Source organism: Methylobacterium sp. 13MFTsu3.1M2 (assembly GCF_900112625.1).
Classification (GTDB): Bacteria; Pseudomonadota; Alphaproteobacteria; order Rhizobiales; family Beijerinckiaceae; genus Methylobacterium.
Genome location: NZ_FOMM01000013.1, coordinates 120,982 through 144,770, shown reverse-complemented (window position 1 = coordinate 144,770; position 23,789 = coordinate 120,982). Strand labels below are relative to the sequence as shown.

Annotated in this window: 24 protein-coding genes; 11 read left to right on the top strand and 13 right to left on the bottom strand. The window is 71.6% G+C overall.

The features are described 5' to 3' along the window. Positions 1–8 precede the first annotated feature (8 nt). The 3 genes from BM314_RS14470 to BM314_RS14460 all read left to right on the top strand — a co-directional run bounded on the left by BM314_RS14470 (position 9) and on the right by BM314_RS14460 (position 3,547). Complete coding sequence (locus BM314_RS14470; protein ID WP_010686659.1) at positions 9–1,337, top strand: c-type cytochrome; 1,329 nt, start codon at positions 9–11, stop codon at positions 1,335–1,337. Between the two features lie 25 nt (positions 1,338–1,362). Continuing rightward, positions 1,363–2,379: a hypothetical protein gene (locus tag BM314_RS14465; protein WP_091978564.1), complete on the top strand. Its 1,017-nt coding sequence runs from the start codon at positions 1,363–1,365 to the stop codon at positions 2,377–2,379. 238 nt (positions 2,380–2,617) lie between these two features. After that, the gene (locus BM314_RS14460; RefSeq protein WP_091978563.1) at positions 2,618–3,547 is read left to right on the top strand and encodes a LysR family transcriptional regulator; all 930 of its coding nucleotides are present in this window, start codon (positions 2,618–2,620) and stop codon (positions 3,545–3,547) included. Positions 3,548–3,557: 10 nt separating this feature from the next. Here the strand turns inward: BM314_RS14460 and uraD are convergent, their stop codons facing one another. Genes uraD through BM314_RS14445 form a run of 3 tightly spaced genes read right to left on the bottom strand, consistent with a single transcriptional unit; the run spans position 3,558 to position 6,322 of the window. Further along, entirely contained in the window at positions 3,558–4,067 is a 510-nt protein-coding gene (gene uraD, locus BM314_RS14455; RefSeq protein ID WP_091978562.1) for a 2-oxo-4-hydroxy-4-carboxy-5-ureidoimidazoline decarboxylase, read from the bottom strand. Further along, positions 4,064–5,020: an allantoinase PuuE gene (puuE, locus tag BM314_RS14450; RefSeq protein ID WP_091978561.1), complete on the bottom strand. Its 957-nt coding sequence runs from the start codon at positions 5,018–5,020 to the stop codon at positions 4,064–4,066. Before puuE ends, uraD begins: the two co-directional genes overlap by 4 nt. 42 nt (positions 5,021–5,062) lie before the next feature. Beyond that, on the bottom strand, positions 5,063–6,322 hold the full coding sequence (locus BM314_RS14445; protein WP_091978560.1) for a urate hydroxylase PuuD: 1,260 nt from the start codon (positions 6,320–6,322) through the stop codon (positions 5,063–5,065). Between the two features lie 276 nt (positions 6,323–6,598). Between BM314_RS14445 and uraH the strand changes: the two genes are divergently transcribed. Continuing rightward, entirely contained in the window at positions 6,599–6,964 is a 366-nt protein-coding gene (gene uraH / locus BM314_RS14440; RefSeq protein ID WP_020094530.1) for a hydroxyisourate hydrolase, read from the top strand. A gap of 51 nt (positions 6,965–7,015) precedes the next feature. On the opposite strand, the gene BM314_RS14435 is transcribed toward uraH, so the two are convergent. Continuing rightward, on the bottom strand, positions 7,016–7,915 hold the full coding sequence (locus BM314_RS14435) for a helix-turn-helix transcriptional regulator (RefSeq protein ID WP_091978559.1): 900 nt from the start codon (positions 7,913–7,915) through the stop codon (positions 7,016–7,018). Positions 7,916–8,080: 165 nt separating this feature from the next. On the opposite strand from BM314_RS14435, the gene BM314_RS14430 reads away from it, so the two are divergent. After that, positions 8,081–8,662, top strand: a complete 582-nt coding sequence (locus BM314_RS14430; protein ID WP_091978558.1) for a DUF308 domain-containing protein — start codon at positions 8,081–8,083, stop codon at positions 8,660–8,662. A gap of 106 nt (positions 8,663–8,768) precedes the next feature. Next, positions 8,769–9,563, top strand: coding sequence for an ABC transporter permease (locus tag BM314_RS14425; protein ID WP_020094533.1), 795 nt, complete (start codon positions 8,769–8,771; stop codon positions 9,561–9,563). Positions 9,564–9,604: 41 nt separating this feature from the next. On the opposite strand, the gene BM314_RS14420 is transcribed toward BM314_RS14425, so the two are convergent. The 3 genes from BM314_RS14420 to BM314_RS14410 all read right to left on the bottom strand — a co-directional run bounded on the left by BM314_RS14420 (position 9,605) and on the right by BM314_RS14410 (position 12,381). Then, positions 9,605–10,024 (bottom strand): RidA family protein, encoded by a 420-nt coding sequence (locus tag BM314_RS14420; protein WP_026605155.1) that lies wholly within the window; start codon positions 10,022–10,024, stop codon positions 9,605–9,607. 166 nt (positions 10,025–10,190) lie between these two features. Then, positions 10,191–11,183: an alpha/beta fold hydrolase gene (locus tag BM314_RS14415; protein WP_244539939.1), complete on the bottom strand. Its 993-nt coding sequence runs from the start codon at positions 11,181–11,183 to the stop codon at positions 10,191–10,193. Between the two features lie 262 nt (positions 11,184–11,445). Continuing rightward, a complete protein-coding gene (locus tag BM314_RS14410) occupies positions 11,446–12,381 on the bottom strand; it encodes a site-specific integrase (RefSeq protein WP_091978557.1) in 936 nt (311 codons plus the stop codon). A 687-nt stretch (positions 12,382–13,068) separates the two neighbouring features. On the opposite strand from BM314_RS14410, the gene BM314_RS14405 reads away from it, so the two are divergent. Together BM314_RS14405 and BM314_RS14400 are read left to right on the top strand one after the other, a co-directional pair. After that, positions 13,069–14,766 carry a methyl-accepting chemotaxis protein gene (locus tag BM314_RS14405; RefSeq protein WP_091978556.1) on the top strand — a complete coding sequence of 566 codons (1,698 nt, stop codon included), beginning with the start codon at positions 13,069–13,071 and terminating at the stop codon, positions 14,764–14,766. A 130-nt stretch (positions 14,767–14,896) separates the two neighbouring features. Then, positions 14,897–15,199, top strand: coding sequence for a hypothetical protein (locus BM314_RS14400; protein ID WP_234083300.1), 303 nt, complete (start codon positions 14,897–14,899; stop codon positions 15,197–15,199). Positions 15,200–15,325: 126 nt separating this feature from the next. Here the strand turns inward: BM314_RS14400 and BM314_RS14395 are convergent, their stop codons facing one another. Together BM314_RS14395 and BM314_RS30615 are read right to left on the bottom strand one after the other, a co-directional pair. Beyond that, positions 15,326–15,565, bottom strand: coding sequence for a hypothetical protein (locus BM314_RS14395; protein WP_020094539.1), 240 nt, complete (start codon positions 15,563–15,565; stop codon positions 15,326–15,328). A 104-nt stretch (positions 15,566–15,669) separates the two neighbouring features. Further along, positions 15,670–17,592 carry a hypothetical protein gene (locus BM314_RS30615; RefSeq protein ID WP_170868116.1) on the bottom strand — a complete coding sequence of 641 codons (1,923 nt, stop codon included), beginning with the start codon at positions 17,590–17,592 and terminating at the stop codon, positions 15,670–15,672. A gap of 884 nt (positions 17,593–18,476) precedes the next feature. Here BM314_RS30615 and BM314_RS14385 point away from each other — a divergent pair. Continuing rightward, complete coding sequence (locus tag BM314_RS14385; RefSeq protein ID WP_091978554.1) at positions 18,477–18,890, top strand: hypothetical protein; 414 nt, start codon at positions 18,477–18,479, stop codon at positions 18,888–18,890. A 224-nt stretch (positions 18,891–19,114) separates the two neighbouring features. Here the strand turns inward: BM314_RS14385 and BM314_RS14380 are convergent, their stop codons facing one another. Continuing rightward, the gene (locus BM314_RS14380) at positions 19,115–19,690 is read right to left on the bottom strand and encodes a TetR/AcrR family transcriptional regulator (RefSeq protein WP_091978553.1); all 576 of its coding nucleotides are present in this window, start codon (positions 19,688–19,690) and stop codon (positions 19,115–19,117) included. A gap of 207 nt (positions 19,691–19,897) precedes the next feature. Here BM314_RS14380 and BM314_RS14375 point away from each other — a divergent pair, with 207 nt between their 5' ends. Beyond that, the gene (locus tag BM314_RS14375; protein ID WP_091978552.1) at positions 19,898–20,638 is read left to right on the top strand and encodes a 3-oxoacyl-ACP reductase family protein; all 741 of its coding nucleotides are present in this window, start codon (positions 19,898–19,900) and stop codon (positions 20,636–20,638) included. Positions 20,639–20,783: 145 nt separating this feature from the next. On the opposite strand, the gene BM314_RS14370 is transcribed toward BM314_RS14375, so the two are convergent. Both BM314_RS14370 and BM314_RS14365 read right to left on the bottom strand, forming a co-directional pair. After that, positions 20,784–21,293, bottom strand: a complete 510-nt coding sequence (locus BM314_RS14370; protein ID WP_170868115.1) for a lipocalin-like domain-containing protein — start codon at positions 21,291–21,293, stop codon at positions 20,784–20,786. Between the two features lie 187 nt (positions 21,294–21,480). Next, positions 21,481–22,227 carry a glucose 1-dehydrogenase gene (locus BM314_RS14365; protein WP_091978551.1) on the bottom strand — a complete coding sequence of 249 codons (747 nt, stop codon included), beginning with the start codon at positions 22,225–22,227 and terminating at the stop codon, positions 21,481–21,483. Between the two features lie 106 nt (positions 22,228–22,333). Between BM314_RS14365 and BM314_RS14360 the strand changes: the two genes are divergently transcribed. Continuing rightward, the gene (locus tag BM314_RS14360; RefSeq protein WP_091978550.1) at positions 22,334–22,690 is read left to right on the top strand and encodes an ArsR/SmtB family transcription factor; all 357 of its coding nucleotides are present in this window, start codon (positions 22,334–22,336) and stop codon (positions 22,688–22,690) included. 134 nt (positions 22,691–22,824) lie between these two features. Here the strand turns inward: BM314_RS14360 and BM314_RS14355 are convergent, their stop codons facing one another. Further along, positions 22,825–23,784 (bottom strand): UDP-glucuronic acid decarboxylase family protein, encoded by a 960-nt coding sequence (locus BM314_RS14355; RefSeq protein ID WP_091978549.1) that lies wholly within the window; start codon positions 23,782–23,784, stop codon positions 22,825–22,827. Positions 23,785–23,789 lie beyond the last annotated feature (5 nt).

Sequence of the window (23,789 nt, the reverse complement as noted above, 5' to 3'; positions counted from 1 at the left end):
GGCGCGCCGTGCGGATCCCGTCCCTCACCACCCCCGCGCGGCGCGTCGGCGCCGGGCTCGCCGCCGCCCTCGCGGTGGCCGTCTCGGCGGCCGGCCTCGTCGCCTCCGGCGCCCTGGAGCGCAGCGTCGTCGCGCGCGACGTCGAGACCCCACTGAGCGCGGAGGCCGTGCGCGGCCTCGCCCCCCGCGGCGCCAAGGTCGCCGCCGCGGCCGACTGCTTCGCCTGCCACACGGCCCGGGGCGGCGCCCCCTGGGCGGGGGGACTGCCCCTGGAGACGCCCTTCGGCACGATCCACGCCACCAACATCTCTCCGAGCCCGCAGGGCATCGGCGGCTGGAGCCGCGCCGACTTCCACCGGGCCCTGCGCGACGGGATCGCGCCGGGCGGCCGCCACCTCTACCCGGCGATGCCCTACACGTCGTATCGCGGTTTGACGCCGGAGGATGTCGACGCCCTCTACGCCTACCTGATGACCCGCGCGCCGGTCGCGGTGGAGAACAGGGCCAATACCCTCGCCTTCCCGTTCGACCAGCGCTGGACCCTGGCGGCCTGGAACCTCCTGAGCCTGCCGGCGACCGTCGCCGCGCCCGATCCGGGCCGCTCACCCCTGTGGAACCGGGGCCGCTACGTCGCCGACGCCCTCGGCCATTGCGGCGAGTGCCACACGCCGCGCAACGCGCTCCAAGCCATGCGCCCGGACGCCGTCTATCACGGCGCCACGATCGAGGGCGTCGAGGCGCCCGACATCACGCCCGCGGGCCTCGCGCGGATGGGCTTCACCCCGCACGGGCTCGTCGGGTTCATGCGCACGGGCCTCTCGGCCCAGGGCGGCGCGACGCACCAGATGTTCGACGTCGTGCATTTCTCGACGCAGCACATGGACGCGGCCGACCTCACGGCGCTCTCCGCCTACCTGTTCGACCGCGACGCCCTGCCGGCCGAGCCCGAGACGCCGGTCGCCGCCACCCCCGCGGCGATCCCGGCGGCGGTCGCGGCCCGGGGTCGGGCCAGCTACGCCGGCCTCTGCGCCGGCTGCCACGGCGGGGCGGGGGAGGGGATCCCCCACGTCTCCGTGCCGCTGCGGACGAACACCGCGATGCGGGTCGCGGGCGCGGGCGGTCTCCTGCGGGCGATCCTCGTCGGGCTCCCGGCGCAGCGCTTCCCGGGCAACGAGCGGATGGAGGCCATGCCGCCCTTCGCCGCCCTGATCGACGACGCGGCGCTCGCCGACCTCGCGACCTGGATGCGGGCCGAATGGGGCGGGCAGGGTCAGGCGGTCACGCCGGACGAGGTCGCGCGCCAGCGCGCGGGTTTGCGGGCCGACGCTTCGCACTGAAGGCGGCCGGGAGGAGGGGGCGGACATGACCATGGCTTGTCGGATCGCGGCCGCGCTGCTGCCGCTCGGGATGACGTGCGCGGCGGGGGCGCAGGACCTCGGGACGGCCTCCTCGGCGCCGGTGGCCCCCGAGGCCACGACGGTGGTGGAGGACGGCCCGTTCTTCCTCTTCGCCGACACCCAGATCAGCTACCGCTACCAGTTCCCCACCGTCTCGCCCGGAATCCAGATCCAGCGCCCCGACGGCAGCTTCGTCTCCCGCGCGGCGCCCAAGCACATCCTGAATATCTCCCACGCCGATGCCTGGGCCTACGGGACGAACTTCTTCTCCCTCGACATCCTCAAGTCCGGGTCCCAGTTCCCGGCCGGCACCACCAACGCGCCGGGCTCCGTCGCCGCCCCGTTCTTCGCCGATTTCGGCAACACCGAAGCCTACGGGCTGTATCGCGGCACGCTGAGCCTCAACGCGCTCACGGGCACGAAGGCCTTCACCGTTCCCGGCCTCGTCAAGGAGGTGTCGCTCGCCTTCGGCTTCGACGCCAACGCCCAGAACGACGCCTTCGGCTCGAAGAAGCGCGACATCGTCGGCGGCCTGAACTTCGCCTTCGACGTGCCGGCGGGCTTTCTCAACCTCTCCGTGCAAGCCTACAAGGAGTGGAACCGGAACGGGTTCAATCTCCAGCCGGACCGCGACCAGAGCTTCGACACGGTCCCGGAATTCGAGCTGGTCTACAACTTTCCCCTGACCTTCACGGGGCTGCCGCTCAGCCTCGTCGGCTTCAACAACATCGTGCTGCCGAAGGGGCGGGGCGTGAGCAACCCGGCCGCCTTCGCCTTCAACCCGCCCCGCGGGCTCGAATTCCTGTCGCGCACCAACCTCGTGCTCGATCTCGGCAAGCTCGTCTACGACCAGCCCAACCGGGTCGATGTCTTCGTCGGGTTCCAATACTGGCACAACAAGTTCGGGAACGTCGAGACCGCGACCTTCAAGGGCACCGAGGAGAAGAGCTTCCTCGCCGGCGTCGCGTTCCACGTCTTCTGATGCCGTTTCGGTTGATCAGATCGGTTCCGCCGTCGTTGCGAGCGGAGCGAAGCAATCCAGCCGGCACCACGTTCCCCGATGTCCTGCAGCCCTGGGTTGCTTCGCTGCGCTCGCAATGACGGAGCGGGCTGCACCGACCGACGCGTCACGCCGCGGGGGATGATCGGGTCGGACGCCGAGTTCACATTGTCGGGACAGTCCGTTGACAGGTCCGAACTGCTCCTGACGATCCCCGCTCATGATTTCCCTGGAAAGCATCCGCATCTTCCTGCGCTCGGCGGAGACGGGGAGCTTCTCGGCCGCCGGCCGCTCGCTGCGGCTGTCACCGTCGGTGGTGAGCTACCGGATCCAGACCCTGGAGGAGCATCTCGGCTGCCTCCTGCTCACCCGGACGACGCGGCGCATGAGCCTCACGGAGGCCGGCCGGATCTTCTACGACCGCTGCCTCGACATCACCGCGGCGGTCGAGCAAGCCGAGAAGAGCGTCGAGACCGCGGGCGCGGTGCCGCGCGGGGTGCTGAAGGTGACGGCGCCGCTCGGTCTCGGCCGCCGGGTCGTCGCGCCGCTCGTGCCGCGCTTCCGCGCCCGCCACGGCGAGACCGATGTCCGGCTGCGCCTGTCGGAGCACCTCCTCGACCTCGTGCAGGAGGCGGTCGACGTCGCGGTCCGCCTGTCGCAGATGCGCGATTCCACCTTCACCCTGCGCAAGGTCGCGGAGATCGAGCGGGTCCTGTGCGCGGCGCCGGCCTACCTGGCCGAGCACCCCGCGCCCGCCGAGCCGGCGGACCTGCTGCAGCACGATTGCCTGCTGCTGCGCTATCCCGGCGCCGAGCAGTTCCGCTGGACCCTGGTCGACGGCCAGGAGACCGTGACCCTGCCGGTCTCGGGGCACATCGACGCCGACGACGGCGACACGCTCACCGCCTGGGCGCTGGCCGGCGAGGGCATCGTCCTGAAGCCGCTGTTCGAGGTCGCGGCGCACCTCGCCGAGGGCCGGCTCGTCCCGGTCCTGGAGCACACCCCGCCGACCAGCGTGACGCTCGGCCTGCTCTACCCGTCCCGCAAGATGCTGTCGGCCCGGACCAAGACCTTCGTCGACATGACGCACGAGGCCCTGCGCCAGCACGTGAGCGAGCAGCTCGCCCTGGTCGGCGGCCGGGCGGTCTGAGGCGGGCGCCTCAGGCCGCGACGAGGGCCTCCAGGCGCAGGGCGGCGATCCGTCCGACCTGCCGCAGGGCCTCGGCCCGCTCGGTCTCCGGCGGGTTGCCGAGCCGCTGCTCCAGGCGGGCGAGGATCGCGTCGCGGTCGAGGCCCCGGACCGCGATGATGAACGGGAAGCCGAAGCGCTCGGCGTAGGCCCGGTTGAGGTCCTGCAGCCGCGCCACCGCGGGGGAGGGGCAGCCTAGCAATCCGCTTCCCGCCTGCTCGCGGCTGGAATGCGCGGTGAGCTCGCCGCGCTGGGCGGCCCGCCCGGCGAGTTCGGGATGCGCCCGCAGCAGGGCGAGCTGGCGGACCCGGTCGGCGCCGGCCACCGTCGCCTCCATCGCCGCGTGCAGGTCCGCGCGCCCCGCGAAGGGCCCGCGGTCGAAGGCCGCCTCGGGGACCCAGGGGGAATGCTCGTAGACCTCGGCGAGGAGGTCCACGAAGGCGTCGCGCGCGAGCGCGTTGAGCGCGGCGATGGTGATCACGGACCTGTCCTCTCCGGGGTCGGTCCCGCCGCCGGGGCGCCGGGAGGATGGTGGGCCGCCCAGTGCCGGGCGATGTCGATCCGCCGGGTCACCCAGACGTCGGGACGGGCCAGGACGTGGTCGAGGAACCGGGCGAGGGCCGGCAGGCGCGCCGGGCGCCCGACGAGGCGGCAATGCAGCCCGATCGACAGCATCTTCGGGGCGCTCGCCCCCTCCTCGTAGAGGCAGTCGAAGGCGTCGCGCAGGTGCGCGAAGAACTGCTCGCCCGACGGGAAGCCGCCGGGGATCGAGAAGCGCATGTCGTTGGTGTCGAGGGTGTAGGGCACCACGAGGTGGTCCCGGCCGGCGACGCGGACCCAGTAGGGCAGGTCGTCGGCGTAGCTGTCCGAATCGTAGAGGAAGCCGCCCTGCTCGACCACGAGCCGCCGGGTGTTCGGGCTGTCGCGGCCGGTGTACCAGCCGAGCGGCATCTCGCCGGTCAGGCTCCGGATCGTCTCGACCGCGCGGGCGAGGTGCTCCCGCTCGATCGCCTCCGGGACGTCCTGGTAGGGCAGCCAGCGCCAGCCGTGGCCGGCGATCTCGTGGCCGTCGCGGAGAAACGCCTCCACGGCGGCCGGATTGCGGGCGAGCGCCTGCGCGACGCCGAAGACCGTGAGGGGGGCGCCGCGCTCGCGGAACAGGCGCAGGATCCGCCAGACGCCCGCGCGCGCGCCGTACTCGTAGAGGCTCTCCATGCTCATGTGCCGCGCGGGGAAGGGCGTGGCCCCGGCGATCTCGGAGAGGAAGATCTCGGCGTGGGGGTCGCCGTCGAGGACGGAGCGCTCGCCGCCCTCCTCGTAGTTCAGCACGAACTGGACGGCGACGCGGGCGCCGCCGGGCCAGCGGGCGTCGGGCGGCGCCTCGCCGTAGCCGACGAAGTCGCGCGGGGGGCCGTCTGTATCCGGTGCGGTCACGGGCGGGATCCTGCGTTGGCGCGAATAGACGGGGTCCGACGGTTATCGCGCGGCGAGCCAGCGGGCGAGCGCCGCGCGCTCCTCGGGCTGCATGTCGGTGATGTTGTTCGGCGGCATCGCGTGCGTCAGGACGGCCTGCAGGCGGATGGCCGGCGCGAAGCGCGCGACATGCTCGGGGCTGTCGAGGAGCACGCCCTTGGGCGGGCTCGTCAGGCCCGGCCACAGGGGCTCGGCGGCGTGGCACATGGCGCAGCGCGTCCCGACCACGGCCATCACGGCGTCGTCGACCGCGGGGCCCTCGAGCGCGCCCGTCCCGGCCGCCGCGAGGCTGATCGCCGGGGCCGGAGCCGGGGCCGCCTCGGCGGCGGCCGACAGGCCGATCCGCTCGCGGGCGCCCGGCGACGAGGCGACGCTGATCGCGACCGCCACCGCCACGCAGGCCGTCGCGACGCCCCAGGTCCACCAGCGGTCGCCCCCGCCGGCATTGCGCACGTTGAAGTAGTGGCGGACGACGCCGCCCGCGATCACCACGAGGCCGACGATGGTCCAGCTGTAGGGCGAGGACCACGCCATCGGGTAGTGGCCGGACAGCATGAAGAACAGCACCGGCAGCGTCAGGTAGTTGTTGTGGGACGAGCGGTTCTTCGCCTGCTTGCCCCAGGCGGGGTTCGGGACCCGGCCCGCGACCAGCTCGGCGATCGCCTTGCGCTGGTTGGGCATGATGACGAAGAACACGTTGCCGGTCATCCAGGTCGCGATCACCGCGCCCGTGTGCAGCATCGCGGCCCGGCCGGAGAAGACCTGCTGGAAGCCGTACGCGAAGGCGACGACCGTGAGGAACACGGCGGCCGCGAGCAGCGGCGGCCGGTTGGCCAGGGGCGAGCGGTTGAGCCCGTCATAGATCAGCCAGCCGAGGGCGAGGGCGCCGAGGCCGATGGCCGCCCCGGTCATCGGCGTGATCACGCGGACCGCCGGATCGATCAGGTAGAGGTCGGCCTGACCGTAATAGACCCAGCACAGCAGCGAGAAGCCCGACAGCCAGGTCGCGTAGGATTGCCATTTGTGCCAGATCAGGTGCTCCGGCATCCGGTCGGGCGCGACGAGATACTTGCGCACCTGGTAGAAGCCGCCGCCGTGCACCTCCCAGGCCTCGCCGCCCTTGCCGGTCGGGATTGCCGGAATGGCGCGCAAGCTGGCGTCGAGATGCATGAAGTAGAACGACGCGCCGATCCAGGCGATCGCGGCGACGACGTGGGTCCATCGAATGAGGAACCCGCCCCATTCGTGCAGGATCGGATACATGGGACGGATCCTCCGCGATCTGTCGTGGGGCCGGGTTCGGCCTCGATGTCGGCTCGTGGTTCGGCCCGAGCCGCGACCCCGGGTGTGCCCCGAACCGCGGCCGGCAGCGACCCGCCGCGGCGCCAAGGACCTTCAAAATCATTCGGGAAATGCCGGACGCTTTCCGGGTTGTCCGAGCCCCCCGCCCCGTGCTCGTCTCCACCGTCTCCTTCGGCCCGACAGACCTTCGCCCGCCTCGGGCCGCGGGCGCGGGCCTTTCCGTCCGGGAGGACGCCGATGGGCCATCTTTCGACACACGTCCTCGACACGGCCGCCGGCAAGCCGGCGGCCGGGGTCACCGTCGAGCTCCGGCGCCTCGCCGGGGACGGCAGCGGGGACGGCACCGGGGAGACCGTCGCGTCGGCCACGACCAACGGCGACGGGCGGACCGACGCCCCCCTGCTCGCGGGCGACGCCCTGACGCCCGGGACCTACGAGCTCGTCTTCGCCGTCGGCGCCTATTTCGCCGGGACGGGTGCCGGCGCCGAGCGGCCGTTCCTCGACCGCGTGCCGGTGCGCTTCTGCGTCTCGGACCCAGACGCCAAGTATCACGTCCCGCTGCTCATCACGCCGTGGAGCTACTCCACCTATCGCGGGAGCTGACACGGGATCGGCCGGCATCGGCCCGGGCGGAGCCTGCCGGAGCGCCGGACCTCAGCCTTCCGGCCGCGCCCCGGCGGCGCGACCGGTCGCCTCCCGGGGCGAGTGGCCGAACAGCGCCTTGTAGGCCCGGCTGAACGCCGCCTCCGACTCGTATCCGACGCGCAGGCCGATCTCGCCGACGCGGGCGTCGCCCGCGGCGAGCATGTCCCGCGCGAGGTTCAGGCGCCACTCGTTCTGGTAGCGCAGGGGTGAGCGACCGACGAGCGCGTTGAACCGCTCGCAGAAGCTCGACCGCGACATGCCGGCGACGTCCGACAGGGCCTCCACGCTCCAGCGCTGCAGCGGCCTCTCGTGCATGACCTTGAGGGCGCGGGCGATGCGGGGATCGGCCAGGCCGGCCAGCCACCCCGACGTCCGGCCGAGATGAACCCAGGTCCGCAGCGTGCGTATGACCGCGAGGTCGATGATGCGCGAGATCATCAGGGCCGCGCCGGGTTCGGCGTCGGTCGTCTCGACCAGCAGGAAATGCACGAGGCCGTCGAGCCATCCGGCGCCCTCCTCGCGCCGGATGCAGATGTGCCGCGGCAGGAGCGCGATCATGCTGCGGAGCGTGTAGGGATCGAACCAGAACCGGCAGGCGACGACGTCCGCGCCCTCGGCGGCGACCAACCGCCCGGTTCCGAGGCCGTGGGGCAGGAACAGCAGGTCGCCGGCGCCGACCGCGAGGGACTCGCCGTCGCCTTCGAGGATGAGGGCGCCCGCGATCACCACGAGGACGTGGCCTGCGCCGGCATCCAGATCCAGGCGCTCGCCCGGCGCGACCGGCCGGGACTCGACGCGGTCCCCGGTGAGGCGGATCTGCGCGAGCACGTGGGACAGCAGGTCGCCGGACGCGGCGCTGCGCGGCCCGCCCTCCGGAAGATCGGTCAAGTTTTCCAGCGTTTCCGACATGGCTGGCCCCGGCTCCCGATCCTAAACGTGGGCCCATCGAAGCGCGTATTCGCTCGGCGCGTCCGGATCTACGAAGCTATAAATCGGCATCTATCGTGTCCATCTACCTTGTTCACGAATAGATCCGGTCCGTCGAGCCGCGCTCAGTACACGAAGGAGCCGACGATGAGAACCGACCCGCAGCGCGATCGCGGTCCTGCCTTGCCCTGGCTCACCGCCTACTACTTCGTGCGTGCCGGCGTCGCCGCCGCCTGGGTGGCCGCCGCGCTCGGCCTCGGGAGAGGCATGCCGGCGGTCGCCGCGACGCTCCTGGTCGCCTATCCCGCCTGGGACGCGCTCGCCAACCTGGCCGACGCCCGGCGCAACGGCGGCCTCGCGGGCAGTCCCAGCCAGGCCCTCAACGCGGCGATCAGCGCGGCGACCGCGCTCGCGGTCGCGGTCGCCCTCGGACGGGGCCCGAACGCGGTGCTCGCGGTGTTCGGCGCCTGGGCCATCCTCTCGGGACTGCTCCAGCTTCTGACCGGCGCGCGCCGCTGGCGGGCCGGCGCCCAGTGGGCCATGGTCCTGAGCGGCGCGCAATCGGCGCTCGCCGGCGGCTTCTTCATCCGGCAGGCGGCCGGCGCCGCGGTCCCCGGGATCGTGGATGTCGCGCCCTACGCGGCGTTCGGCGCCTTCTACTTCCTCGTCTCCGCGGCCTGGCTGACGGCGACGCGCCTGCGGGACGCGTCGCGGGCGCGCGCCGCCTAGGCGCCGGTGCGGCCGGGCGGATCCGACCTCGATCATCGCCCCGGCCCCCGGACATCCGCATCGTCGTCCCCTCCCGACCGCCGTCGGACAGCAGAGGCCATGCTCCATGGGCGCGCGAACGAGCGTGAAGCCGCGGAGGAACGCGGTCGAGGCCTACCTCCACGTCCTGCACGCGCTGATGCTGCGCGACATGCGCACCCGCTTCGGCGCGTCGATGTGGGGTTACGGGGTCGTCGTTCTCTGGCCGTGCGTGCACGTCTTCGTGCTGATCACGATCTACACGGTTCAGAAGCTGCCCGCGCCGCTCGGCGACGACAGGGCCCTGTTCTTTGCGACGGGCGCCGTGCCCGTGCTCGTCTTCCAGTACATCTCGCGCGAAGTCATGAAGTCCGTGATCGTCAACCGGCCGCTGACCTACTACCCGCAGGTCAGGCTGTTCGACCTGGTGTTCTCCCGCGTGCTCGTCGAGATCGTCACCGGCTTCCTGGCCCTGCTGGTCGTGAGCGGTGTCCTGGTCGCGCTCGGCACGAACCCGGTCCCGGCGGACCCGCTGACGGCGGTGGGCGGCTATCTCGCCGCGATCGCGCTCGGGATCGGGATCGGCACGATCAACGTCGCGATCATCGGCTTCTTCCCCGGATGGCTGATCGGCTACGCCCTGTTCAGCATCATCCTCTACGTGTCCAGCGGCGTCCTCTTCCTGCCGAGCTACTTGCCGGAACGGCTATACTACTGGGCCAAGTTCAATCCGGCCCTGCAGGTGGCGGAATGGATGAGGTCGGCCTACTACCCGGCTGCCGGACTGCAGGTCGACCATCTCTACGTCGTCGTGTTCGGCCTGACCGCCGCGTGTGTCGGCCTGGGCCTGGTCGTGCGCGGCGGCGGCCAGCTGCGGGGCTGAGCGCGGACGCGTCCGATCGGCCCGGGCGCGGAGGACGCGGCTCAGCCCGATCGCGCGTCCGACGACGGCGACGTCGCGCCGCCGCGGTGGGCGATCAGGTCGATCTCGACCAGGGCGTCGTAGGCGAGCCCGGTCGTGCCCACGCAGGTGCGGGCCGGCAGCCGGTCGGGCGGGAAGAAGGATCTGTAGGTGGCGTTGAAGGCGGCGTAGTCGCGCTTGAACTCGGTCAGGAACGCGCGCGCGACGACGACGTTCTCGAGGCCCAGGCCGAGGCCGGCCAGGACCGTCGCGAGATTGGCCATCACGTTGCGGGTCTGCGCCTCGATCCCGTCGGGCAGGACGCCGGGCCTGTCCGGCGTGTCGGGCATCTGACCCGTGACGAAGACGAAGCCGTCGACCTCGACCGCGTGGCTGAAGGGGGCGACCGGCTGCGGCCCTCCGGAGACCATGTGGAACAGCATGGCCGACGAGGCGGACTGGGGTTGCGGCACCGCGATCTCCCTTTCGACGGGCGCGACCCGCCCGATCTCCGTGATCCAGGTCCGCGACCGTAGGGTCACGATCAGGCCGGGGATAGTGTCGGATGCGGCGGTCCGATCCGGTCCGCGCCATGCCCGGTGGAGAGGGTCAGAAGAAGCGCCGGATCTCCTCCGCGATCGCGTCGCCGTCCGTCTCCAGGGCGAAGTGCCCGGTGTCGAGGAAGGTGACGCGCGCCTCCGGGATGTCGCGCCGGAACGCCTCGGCGCCGGGCGGGATGAAGAACGCGTCGTTGCGCCCCCAGACGGCGAGGAGCTTCGGGCGGCGGGCGCGGAAGAAGGCCTGGATCAGCGGGTAGCGCTCGAGATTGCGCTTGTAGTCGAGCTTGAGCGTGACCTGCCGGTCGGCATTGCCCGGCCGCGCCAGGATGGCCGCGTCGAGCGTGTAGGCCTCGGGCTCGATGCGGGACGGGTCGGGCACACCCTGGACGTAGGCGGCCCTGACGCCGTCGAGGGTCATGCGGGCGCGGATCGCCGCGACGGCGGCCGCGTTCGGCGCGGCCCAGTAGGCCCGCAGCGGCGCCCAGGCCGCGTCGCCGAGCCCGTCGAGATAGGCGTTGCCGTTCTGGGACACGATGCCGGCGACGCGGTCGGGATGGGCGAGCGCCAGATCCCATCCGACCGGCGCCCCGTAATCGAACGTGTAGAGGATGTAGCGGTCGAGGCCGAGCGCGCCGACGAACGCCTCCGTCGTGCGAGACAGCGACGCGAAGTCGTAGGCGTAGGCGCGATCCTCCGGGACGTGCGTGAACCCGAAGGAGGGCAGGTCCGGCGCGATCAGGCGGAAGCGATCGGCCAGCTTGGGCATGAGGTGCCGGAAGTAGAAGGACGAGTTGGCGAAGCCGTGCAGCAGCAGGATGACCGGGGCGTCGGGGCGACCGGCCTCCCGGTAGAAGACGTCCACGCCGTCGGCCCGGACCGTGCCGTGGCGGACCTCTCCGGCCCGCGCGGGGTGGACCTCCGCCCGCACGGTGCCCGACGCCGCCGCGCCCGTCGCCAGCACGCCGCCGGCGAGCACACGCCGCCGCGTCGCGCGGGCCGGTCCGCGCCCCGTCATCTCGTCTCCGTGCGTGTGTCGCGTCATGGCGCGCCTCATCCTGGCGGGACGGCATGCGTCGGGATCGTCACCGCCGGGTCGGACGGCGCGACCGTCGTGCGGGACGGCGATCGGTCTGACCGGGCCGCGGCCCGGACGCGCGAACCCGACGGCGCGACCATGATGCAGGGACGCGGCGCGCTCCGGAACAGCGAGTCGTCGCAATTCACCATTCCCTGCCGTGAAACGGTCGACGGCCGCCGCGGCGGCGACCGCGGGCTTCCCGAAGGCCCGAAGCGCCGCCCCGGCGCTAGAGGCCGAGGTTGCGGCCCGGATGCGCGTCGGCGAGCTTGGCCCGGCGGACGTAGCCCCGCATCGTCTTGAGATCCCGGTGGCGGGAATGCGCCATGATCTCTTCGTCGCGCGATCCGCGCCTGTACGCCTCGGTGATGAAGCCCGCGCGGAACCCGTGGGCGGAGATGCGCTCGCGCGGTCCGGCGACGAGGCCGGCTTCCGCCGCGCGCTTCTGAACGATGCGGCCCACCGAGTCCGGATGCAGCCCGTCGTCCATCACGGTGCCGTCCGCTCGGACGGCCCGGAAGACGTAGCCGTCGGCTGGCGCCGCCTGCAGCCAGCGCCGGAGCGCGGCAACCGGACAGGTCGCGGGGCTCCCGCCCGCCAGGACGGTCACGACCGTGCCCTCGCCGTCCTGATCACCTTTCGAATGCGGCAGGAAGACATCGACGGCGCCGTCCCGGAACGCGAGATCTTCGCGGCGGATCCGCGCGACCTCGGAGCGCCGGAACGCGCCGGCGAAGCTCAACAGGAACAGGGCGCGGTCCCGGAGCGCGGCCACCGTCCCTTCGCAGGCGGCGACGATCCGGAGCGTTTCGGGCACGCCGAGCGCGGCGGCCTGCTTCTTCGGCCTGCCGTAGCGCCGGAACATCCCGCGCAGCGCCGCCCGGACGGCCGGATGGGCCGGGACCCACGGCAACCCCTGGAGCTTGTGCGCCTGACCGATCGTGACGAGCCGACGCTCGATCGTCGCGCGCTTGTGGGTCTCGGCCATGGAGGTGAGGTAGCTCGCCACCTGATCTGGACCCGCGGGGAGGGGCGCGAGATCGTGGCCGCTGCACCAGCGCGCGTAGTGCTGCCAGTCGGCGCGGTAGGCCCGACGGGAATTCTCCGAGAGGGCCTCGTCGGCGAAGGCGCGGGCGCGGGCGGCAAGCGTGGCGGGCAGCGTCATGGCTCTCTCCCTCGGTCGCGCCTGAGCGTGACGCTACGTCTGATAAGAAAGGGTTATCAGACGCTGACCGATGCGGCGCGGCCCGGGCCTCCCCGCTACGTGGAGGAGGGTGGGCTGCGTGCCTCGCGAACGGTCCACGCGCGGACGGGACGTTCCCGCTCCGCGGCAGGTCGGGAACGGCGCGCGATCGCGCGGACCTGCGGCCCGGCATCACCCGCCGCGGCGAGTCGGAGCGTCCATCGGAACCGTGTGATCGGATCGGGGTGGCGCCCCATCGCCTCCGCATCCGGGCAGACGGTCCGCCAACGGTCCGAGCCAGCCGCCCGGCCCGCCGGCAGTGCTTCTCCGGTTCGTCCGGATGGTCACCCTCCGACAGCGTCGCTGCGCAAGGGTCGCGACGTTGGAACACCGCCGCGGGAGGTGTCCGTGCGTGCGGTCACGCGCTCGACGGAAGTTCATCCAGTGGTTGTGAAGCACGCCGCGGAACTTTAATCCCGGACGATCGCGGTTTTTATTGATCACGCTCTGACGCCGAGCGCGCAACCTCAAATCACTATTGGATATCCCTGGCAAGAAGACCGCGATCATTAACCTGCATTTAGTTTCGCACCCGCATCTTGGCTCAACGCCTTCCGCATTGAGCAAGCTGCGGAGCTCTCTGCGATCCTGAACACTGGAGGGGATGTCATGGGTCGGTTTCGCAATTTGCGATTGGGCACCAAGATCGCGATACCGGCCGCCCTACTGCTCGCGACCGCCGTCGGCATCGTCTTCTTCGCGCGGTCGGCGATCGACGAGCTCGAGAAGAACACCCAGCAGATCGTCGACGTGGCCGCCGTTCGTGCCGTCACAGCGCTGCAGATGGCGCTGGCCATGAGCAACGCGACGATCTCCGAGAAGAACATCATCATACAGACCGATGCGGCCACGATGGCTGCCGAGCGTCAGCACTTCCAGCGCGAGCGGACGCTCGCCTACGAGGCGATCGACCGCCTCATCACCCTCGCGGACACCCCGGCTCGGCATTCGGCGAACGCAGCCATCAAGGTCGATATGGGCGCGTATTTCGCGGCGGCCGACCGCGCCATCGCCCTGGGCATGAAGAACGATGCCGAAGGGGCGCGGACGATCTCGGTCGACGAGGGCCGCCCCGCGCGGGCCAAAGTGCTGGAAGGCGTCCAGATGCGGACCGAGACGAACGCCAGGGAGCTCAGAGCCTCCAGGGACCACGCCGTCGCCGTCGCCGAGCAGATCAAGCTGACGCTCACGGTCATCGCCGCGTCGGGCCTTCTCGTCGCATTCGGGATTCTCGGCGGGATCGTGCTGTTCGGGATCAACCGGCCGCTGGCCAGCCTCGTCGGCGTGCTGCAGCGGATGGCCAGGGGCGAGGTCGACGCCGAGATCAAGGAGGCCGCCCGCGGCGACGAGATCGGTGCCGTCGGCAAGGCGGTCGAGGGCATCAAGGCCATGGTGGCCCAGAAGGCCGCCGAGCAGGCCGAGATCCGGCGCATTGCCGACGCGGCGGCGGCCGTCGAACGCAAGCGGACGATGGTCGAGCTCGCCGACGGTTTCGAGCGCGCGGTCGGCGGGATCATCGGCATGGTCTCGTCCTCGGCCACCGAACTCCAGGCCACGGCGCAGACGATGACGGCGACGGCCACCGAGACGGCTGGCCGGTCGACCACCGTGGCGGCCGCGGCCGAGGAGGCCGCCAGCAACGTCAACACGGTCGCCGCCGCCGCCGAGGAACTCGGCTCCTCGGTTCAGGAGATCGGCCGGCAGGTCGACGGCTCCGCCGACATGGCGCGGGTGGCGGTCAACGAGGCCGACCAGACCGGCGCGCTGGTGCAGGAACTGAGCGCGTCGGTCGCGCGCATCGGCGACGTCGTCGGCATGATCTCGACCATCGCGGGACAGACCAACCTGCTCGCCCTGAATGCCACCATCGAGGCGGCCCGCGCGGGTGCCGCCGGCCGCGGCTTCGCGGTCGTGGCGACGGAGGTGAAGGCTCTGGCCGAGCAGACCGCCAAGGCCACCGAGGAGATCACCGGGCAGATCGCCCGGGTTCAGGCCTCCACCGGTCAGGCCGTATCGGCCATCGGGTCGATCACCGTGCGGATCCAGGAGATCAGCCACGTGGCCACCTCGATCGCCGCGGCCGTGGAGCAGCAGGGCGCGGCGACGCAGGAGATCGTCCGCAACGTCAGCCAGGCCGCGATGGGCACCGGCGAAGTGACCAGCAACATCGCCGGCGTGGCCGGCGCGGCCGAGGAGACGGGCGCGGCGGCGAGCCAGGTTCTGGGAGCGGCTTCCGAGCTGTCGCGCCAATCCGAGCATCTCGCTGCCGAGGTGGGGCGCTTCATGGCCACCGTCCGAGCCGCCTGATCCGGGGGCGACCCGCGAGCCCCCGTCCGGCTCATCGCCGGACGGGGCCGTTTCAGGACCGAGATCCGCGAAGGCGGCTCTCGTCCGCCCTGAACCTTCTTCCCGCATCCGGCGTTGAAGACTTCAATCCATGATTGAGGTCCCGATGAAACACCGTACTCTCTTGCGTACTCTCTCGGCCGCTGCGCCGCTCGCGGCCGTCCTCGCCGGGACAGCCTACGCGCAGGCGCCGGCCACCGCGCCGGGCGCGCCGCCGACCTCCTCGGGCGTCGTCACGCCTCAATCGGGCGCGACCGGCGCGCCGGGCGCGGTGACGGGGTCGCCGACCGGGCAAGCCGCCGACACGCGTTCCAACAGCTCCTCAGCCGCGGGCAACGCCAACCAGCCGGAGCGCCCGTCGCCGCAGGGCGGCAGCGGTGGCAGCAGCCGATAGCCGTCGACGATCCGCCGGCACGGCCCCGGTCACGGCCCCGTTGCCGGCGGCCTCTCCCTGAACCGCTCGCGCCGCGCGGCGGCTGCGACACCGGCCATCGCGCTCGGGTCGCATCGTCGCCGCGCGTCAGGCCTCGTCCTCGGCCGAGCCGGGCCAGGCCGGACCGTGACGCTCCTCGAGTTCGGCTCGGCCGGCTTCGGTGATGCGGTACTCGACGGTCTTCGCGTCCGGATCCGTCCGACCCGTCGCGAGAACCAGTCCCAGAACCTCCATGCGCCGCATGTAGCCGCTGACCTGATAGAAGCGGGCGCCGGTCTGCGCGAGGGTGCGGAGCCGGTAGAGGCTGCCGGGCGGGAGCTTGTACATCGCCCGCCACCGTATCGATTGTCGGCCCGGACGTCAGTGGGGACAGGTCGGTTCGGCCGGCAGCCCCGCGGGTGCTGGACCGCCGCGCGATGCGCGCGGGTCGTTCACGCGAGGCGGGACGACGCGGCGGATCGGGCCGCGAGCGCCGTCAGGACCGTTCGCCCGTAAGCGGTGGTCGCGAGGCTCGCGCGGAGCTCGCGGTAGAGGTCGTCCCTCCCGAGGCGACAGTCGAGATCCGGGCGCGCCGCGAACCCGTCGAGTTCCTCGAGGATGAGCGCGGCGAATTCGGCGGGCTCCAGCAGGCCCTCGGCGGCATCGAGGACGCCGTACTCCTCCAGGAATCCGCCACTCAGGGTGATCAGGCCATCCCTGTACCGGATCAGCGCGAAATAGACGCCGAACCGGATCATGGCCCGGTCGCGCCAGCCCGCCTCGGCGATGTAGGTCCTCATCATCACGTCGGTGGAGTAGACCTCGTGCTCCCCGTCGCGCTGGGCGAGGTAGTCGCGGAAGACGTCGTGGGCCGTCGGATCGAGGTGGAGCAGCGCCTGCATGGCCGGTGCCAGCGCACCCTGATCGTCCTCGGGCCCCCAGAGCTGGCGATACAGCTTCCTGGCCTCCACCACCCCCGGCTGGACCGCGAGATAAGTCGTGAGGAGTGCGCGCAGCGCCGGAACCACGGCAACGCGCTCGCGGGCGATGCGCGCGAAGAAGGCCGATTCCGTCATCGCCCGCCCGCCGACCTCGAAGGTCAACGCGAGCACGTCACCCCGCAGGAGCCCCCCCAGATCCGCTCGGATCCGGCCGGTGAGCGCGTCCAGGGCTTCGGCGATGGCGGCGGCCGAGAACGCCGCGACGGTGACCACCGGCTGCGAGCGCGCCAGGAAGCGCCGGACCGCCGACGCGCTCGGGCCTGCCGACGGCCGGGGCCGATAGCCGTCCTCCTCCGGGGTGATCGTCCGGGCGGGCGCCGCGTCGGCGCACCGAGCGCGCGGGATGTAGACGGAGTCGCTGAAGAAGCGGATCTCGACCCGCTCCGCATCCGCCACGTCGGCGAAGGCGGAGACGGCCTTCGCGCCGTCGTAGCGCGCGAAGGAGAAGACGGGCGAGCGCGTGCCGTCCAGGCCGATGCGCTGGAAGTCCGTGGTCCGATCCCAGAAATACCCCGACTTGATCCAGAACGCCCGCTCGTCGGGCTCCCAGGCCACCTCGGTGATCGCGCGCGGAGGCTCGGAGCCGGGCCGCGCGACGAGCGTCGCCGCGCGGGCGACGGGCCCGGTCGTCCAGAGTTCGACGGCCTGTCCGAGGCGGGGAGGGCCGGCGTCCCCCGTATCGGCCGCTGCCTCCGGTGGGCCCCCGCGCGCGGGATCGGAGTGCGGCGTAACGGCGTAGCGGCCGCTGGGGCTGAACCAGTAGGGCTTCACCGCGTCCGGCAGCGGGTCGTAGCCCAGCGTCGCGCCGGCCCGTTCGAGCCGACACAGCCCGTAGGCCGACCCGCCCGGCCCGCACCGGAAGCCGATGAAGGCCAGTCGCCCACCGGGATCCTCGAACAGGTCGCCGTGAATGGTCAGGATGGTCGGCCCGTCCGGGCGCGGCGGATAGGCCTCCTCGGGCGACAGGGACCCGACAGGGCCATCGGCATGCCAGACGAGTCCGCGCCCGTGCTGCAGGATCTCGAGATCCGACGCCCGCAGGACGACGATGTCGTCGAGGTACTGCTCGTCGTTCTTCGGACCATGGCTCCGATAGACCGCGATCCGGTCGGCATCGCGGGTGACGAACAGCTTGTGATTGAAGGGTCCCTCGCCCGGCAAGCGGCGCCGCACGCGATCCCGGCCCGCCCGCCAGTCGATCAGGCAGAGTTCCCCGTCATCGGACAGGCAGACCAGCCCCGCGGCGCCGACCAGGGCGGCGGCCCGGATCGAGTCCTGCGGAAAGGGCAGGATCATGCGCCACCGCCCGCCGTCTTCGACGGCCGCGACCGTGTTGTATCGCTGCTCAGTGCCGGTGATCGCCAAACGGGGCATGCTCGATCCTCGTCAGCGCCGGAACGTTCGGTCGGCGGGCACGCCGCCCTCCGGAGACGCCCGATGGCCGCGGAGAGGGGAGGGCGCTGTGACCCGCATCTCCCCGTGCCTCGCACGGATCGAGGGGCGGGCGGTCGAGCCGGTCCTGCACCGTTGTCGAGATCCCGCCGACGCGTCCCGGACGCTTCCCAAAGACTTCATCCATCTCGCACAGCGCGCCGGCAGCATCCGTGCCGTCGGCTCCGGGTCCGGCCGGTGTTGCGCCGGAAGAGCACGGGGCTTGTCCATGTCTAGCGCCCTCGTATGGTACCCCGCGCTGCAGCGAACGTCACGGCGCGGCGATGAGCTAGTCCTCTGGACAGGGCCACCGGCTCCGACGATGCCATCGGACAGGTTTGGGCACCGTGGCTCTGTTCTGCTGGCTGCGGTTCGCATGACAGAGGGAGCGCCACCGTGAGGCAACGCCGGCGCGCAGCCGTACGGCCGCAGGGCGCGTGTGACAGGAATGAAGACGGGTTCGGCGCATTCCCGGACGCGATCGTGACGGCTCTGGCGCTCCGCGCGATCGACGGCGGCCCCCGGATCGCCCGAGGCACACGCCTTCGACCATGCGGACAAGGGCTGGCGCTCGACCCGGCGTCGACGAAGACGGTCACATGTCGGGCGACGACAGGCCGCCCGACAGCGCCGGGGGCTTCCACGGCCTTCCGTCCTGGCACGCAGCATCATCGAGCACGCGCCACCGGCCGGATACACGCTCGGAACAGAATCCACCCATCATGCAGCATCTCCATGGACGAAGCGTGAGGACATCGAAGGCCATGCGCCGTGAGATCACTTTTCTTACCGTGGCAATTCTAGGGTCTTGTCTTGGAGTCCCTGCAATGGCGCAGGAGATGCGCTGGCAGAAGCGGGAAGGGGACGGTCGCGTCCATCTTGCCTACGAGATTCCGGACAGCGGCGCGCAGAGCCTCGCGCTCACCTGCGACACGCGGGGCGGACAGCTGAGTGTCGACTACTACGACGACAGAGACCGCGCTCGGGACGGCACCCGGGCCGAGGTCGAGTTCGCCTCGGAGGGCGGTACGCTCTCGCTGCCGATGCGGGCGAAACAGCTGGAACTCGACGACCAGATCGTGCTCCAGACCACGACAACGTTGACGCAAGACTGGGTGCGGATCCTGTCCGGCAAGACCCTTCGCGTGACGCTCTCTGGCGACACGCAGCGGATCCCTCTGGCCGGCGCCCGGACCGGTCTCGCCGCCCTGGTCGCGGGCTGCAGCCGCCCTTCGCGATGACTTCGCGATGACTTCGCGATGACTCCGGGGGTCAGATCGTAGTATAAGTGCCTATAATGCGGCGTTCATCGCCGCATTCCATAATGTTTGTTATGCGAATATCTTTCAGCGGCTCGAAGCTTCTCATCGAAGACGGCATCGCCGACTTCCCGCCGGACGCCTGAGGACGCCGCACGCCCTCCCCCAGACGATCGGGCCGCCGGCGGGCCGCGCGTGCCGAACCGTCACCGGAGCGGACGGTCGCCCTCACCCCCGACCCGCGCGTCCCACCCCGCCATCGTCAGCCGGGCGACGGCCTCGAGCTCCTCCCGGGTCGCGCCGTCGCGGGCCTGGAGCGACATGCCGTTCTGCACCGTGAGCACGAAGCGGGTGAGTGCGGCGACGTCGACGGCGGCGCCGATCTCGCCCGCCGCGACCGCGCGCGCGAGCCGCTCCGCGACCCGTCGGCGTCCCTCGGCGCGGGCCGCGCGCAGCAACGCGCCGAGCTCCGGCTGTCCCTCGCTGCCGGCAGCCGAGAGCGTCACCATGCAGCCGAGCGGCTCGATGCGGCCGCAGGCGCCGGTGAGCGCGGCGGCCGAATCCATCAGGAGCGCCTCGACGGCCTCGCGCGCCGATGCGGCAGCGTCGAAGTTGGCCCAGACCATCCCGCCGTACCGGTCGCCGTAGTGGCGCAGCGCCTCGGCGTAGAGCGCCTCCTTCGAGCCGAACGCCGCGTAGAGGCTCGGCGACCCGATCCCCATGGCCGCGGTGAGATCCGAGATGGATGTCGCGGCGAAGCCGCGGCGCCAGAACAGCTGCATCGCCTGATCGAGCGCCGCCTCCCGGTCGAAGGCGCGGGGCCGGCCGCGACCGCGGGCGGGCGCGGCCCGGTCCCCTGCCTGATCCCCTGCCTGGTCCCCTGCCTGGATCGAAGCGGATTTTTGCATCGATCGTTATATAAACCGCTTGACCCGGGCCGGCAACGCATCTAGCCATTTCTGTGTCGTTCATTACAGAAAGAGGCGGACGTGAGTGAGCTGGCAGGCAAGCGCGCCCTGGTGACGGGCGCATCACGCGGCATCGGTGCGGCCATCGCCCTGGCGCTCGCGGACCGGGGCGCGGACGTCGCCATCACGTACGAGCGGTCCGCCGAGCGGGCGGCCGAGATCGTCCGCGCCATCGAGGCGAAGGGCCGCCGCGGGCGCGCCATCCAGGCCGACAGCGCCGACGCCGCGGCGGTGAAGCGCTCGGTCGACGAGGCGGCCGAGAGCCTCGGCGGGCTTGACATCCTCGTCAACAACGCCGGCATCGCCCGCGGCGGCCCCGTCACGGAGATGAGCCTCGCCGACATCGACGCCATCCTAGACGTCAACGTCCGCTCCGTCGTGCTGGCGTCGCAGGCGGCCATCCCGCACCTGAAGGAGGGCGGCCGGATCATCTCCATCGGCTCCTGTCTCGGGGAGCGGGTCCCGTTCCCCGGGGTGACGGTCTACTCCATGTCGAAATCCGCCCTGCTCTCGTTCACGCGGGGTCTGGCGCGCGAACTCGGGCCGCGCGCCGTCACGGTGAACCTCGTGCAGCCGGGATCGACCGACACCGACATGAACCCGTCCGACGGGGCGCAGGCGGACATGCAGCGGGCGATGACCGCCCTCGGCCATTACGGAACGCCGGACGATATCGCGGCCGCGGTGGCCTTCCTGGCGAGCCCGGCCGCGCGCCAGATCACCGGCACCACCCTCACGGTCGACGGCGGCGCCAACGCGTGAACCTCCGCGGCGGACCGCCGGACGCGGGCTCCGTCGCGTCGATCCGCCGATGGCCGCCCCGCCCCCGGTCGGGGCGGCCCACCTGCGCGGCCCTCCTGCGCGGCCCTCCCGGGCCGAAGCCCCGGGTCGCGCGCACGGCTTCGGCTCAGCGGACGCGCTCCCACGTGATGGCGATCCGCGTGCCGTCCGGGCGCCGGAAGCTCTCGCTCAGCCGGTCCCCTTCGACGGTCAGGCGAAGCTGCTCGGTCGTGCGCACGTCGCCGACCCAGTTCGGGAAGGTCGAGCCCTCGACGCGGTTGCCGCTGAACGCGCCGTCGGCGTCCACCGTGTAGGTGCCGAAGAACCCGATGCTGCCGGCCATGGCCGCCCGGTTCTCCTCCGCTGTCCCCTGACCGCGCGCGCTCGAGGCGAACCGGGGAATGTCGGCGTCCGTGAGCACCTCGACGAAGTGCATGTCGCGCGTGAACACCAGCAGCCCGCTCGGGCGCGCGCCGTAGGCCGGCGCGTTGCGCCCCTCCGGATCGAGCCGCGCGGACACCATGCGCCACGTCCCCAGCACCTGGTTGGCGGGATCGGCTCTGGCGGTCGATGCCGCCGCGAGCGCTGTCACGAGCGCCGCCGCGAGCACGGCCAGGCCCCATCTCGATCGGATCATCCCTCCCCTCCCCTTCTGCCCGCGGCAGGCACCGCGACCGACATGGACGGCGCGGCGCTCCACCCTAGCCGCCCCCGTGGACGAAGACGCCATCGTCGTCGCGTCATCGTCGTCGCGTCATCGTCTCCGCGACGCTGCCCCGGCGCGCGGTCGGGCACCGACACGCGCGCAGGCGCAGCGCCGTGGATCAGCGGATGCCGCCGCTGGCCGTGATGTTCTCGCCGGTGAGCCAGCGCGCGTCGTCCGAGGAGAGGAAGGCCACGACGGTGGCGATGTCGTCCGGCTCGCCGGCCCGGCCGAGGGGCGTCTGCGCGACCATCCCGGCCTCCATCTCCGAGCCGGAGATCCCGGCCGCGTGCGTGCCCTCGGTGACCACGTAGCCCGGGCTGACGACGTTCACGCGGATCTTGCGCGGGGCCAGCTCGTTGGCGAGCACCCCCGATATGGCGTTCACCGCCCCCTTGGTCCCCGCGTAGACCGCCGCCGCCGGCGTGTGGACGTGCGTGATCGCCGAGGAGACGTTCACGATGCTCCCGCCCTCGCCGAGATGCTTCGCCGCCGCCCGCGTCGCCAGCAGGACGCCGAGCACGTTGACGTCGAACTGGCGGCGATAGTGTTCCTCGGTGACCTCCTCGATCGCCGCGAACTCGTAGACGCCGGAATTGTTGACCAGCACGTCGAGCCGCCCGAACGCGCGGATCGCGGCCTCGATCACATCCTGCGCCTCGGACGCTCGGGACACGTCGCCCTGGGCCGAGACGGCCCGGCCGCCGGCGGACGTGATCGCGGCCACGACGGCGTCGGCCCCTGCCCTGCTGGACGCGTAGTTCACCACCACGGCGGCGCCGTCCCGCGCCAGCGCCTTGGCGATCCCCGCACCGATGCCCTTCGATGCCCCGGTCACGACGGCGACCTTGCCCGCAAGCTTCGACATGTGTCCTATCTCCGACATGGGCCGGCCGCGGGATGGCGGCCTGAGTCCCATAGTTCGGAACTTCGGAACTAACGGAGTGTCGTTCAAGACCCCATATGGACGAAAGATGAGACCGCTGTTTCACCCCGCCATCGAGGACGTGCGACCCGAGGCCATCCTGCACGCCCTCGCCGACCCGAGCCGCGCGGCCATCTTCGCCAGGATCATGCGGGCGGGATGCGTCGAGGCCTGCTCGGCCGTGTCGGCGCTCGGGGACCGCGTCATCCCGAAATCCTCGTTGTCCAACCACTTCAAGGTCCTGCGCGAGGCCGGGTTGATCCGCAGCGAGCGTCACGGCGTCGAGGTGCGCAACCATTCCCGCTGGGCCGAGGTGGAGGCGCGCTTTCCCGGCCTGCTGATGGGCATCATCAACGCCTACGCGGCGGAGGCCAGCCCCGCCGCAGAGGCTGCCGGACCGCGATAGGGGCCCGGCCCGGGTCGGCCGCCGCGGGCGCCTCGAGCGCGCACGGCCGCTCGCCCGGAGCGGCCGGCGGTCGGTCAGGACCGATCCCGCCGAGACACGGCGGGACGGCCGATCTCGCCGTCACGCGCGCCGGATCAGCGCGGCCCGATCGGCTCCGAGGCCAGCAGCGTCTCGAAATACGCGATGGTTCTCATGAGCCCGTCCCGCAACGGCACGGTCGGGCGCCAGTCGAGGAGTTGCGCGGCCAGGGCGATGTCGGGCCGCCTCTGGCGCGGGTCGTCCACCGGCAGCGGGGCGTGCACGAGCTTCGAGCGCGAGCCCGACAAGTCGACGACGAGTTCGGCGAGCTGCCGGATGGTGAACTCGTCCGAGTTTCCCAGATTGACAGGGCCGGTGATCTTGGCGTCCGTGGCCATCATCGCCTGCAGCCCCAGGACCAGGTCGTCGACGTAGCAGAACGAGCGGGTTTGATGCCCTTCGCCGAAGATCGTGATCGGCGCGCCGCGCAGGGCCTGGACGACGAAGTTGGAGACGACCCGCCCGTCGCTGGGATGCATGCGCGGGCCGTAGGTGTTGAAGATCCGCACCACCTTGATCGGGACGCGGTGCTGCCGGTGATAGTCGAAGAACAGGGTCTCGGCGCAGCGCTTGCCCTCGTCGTAGCAGGAGCGCGGGCCGAGGGGATTGACGTTCCCCCAGTAGCCCTCGGGCTGCGGGTGCACGAGCGGATCCCCGTAAACCTCCGAGGTCGAGGCCTGGAGGATCGGCACGCGGAGCCGTTTCGCCAGCCCCAGCATGTTGATCGCCCCCATGACGCTGGTCTTGGTCGTCTGGACCGGGTCGAACTGGTAGTGGATCGGGGATGCCGGGCAGGCGAGATTGTAGATCCGATCCACCTCGACGAAGAGCGGGTGCGTGACGTCGTGCCGTATGAGCTCGAAGCGCGGATTGTCGAACAGGTGGGCGATATTGCTCTTCCGGCCCGTGAAGAAATTGTCGACGCAGAGCACCTCGTGGCCCTGCTCCAGCAGGCGCTCGCTGAGGTGCGAGCCGATGAAGCCGCCGCCGCCGGTGATCAGGATCCGATCGCTCATCCGTG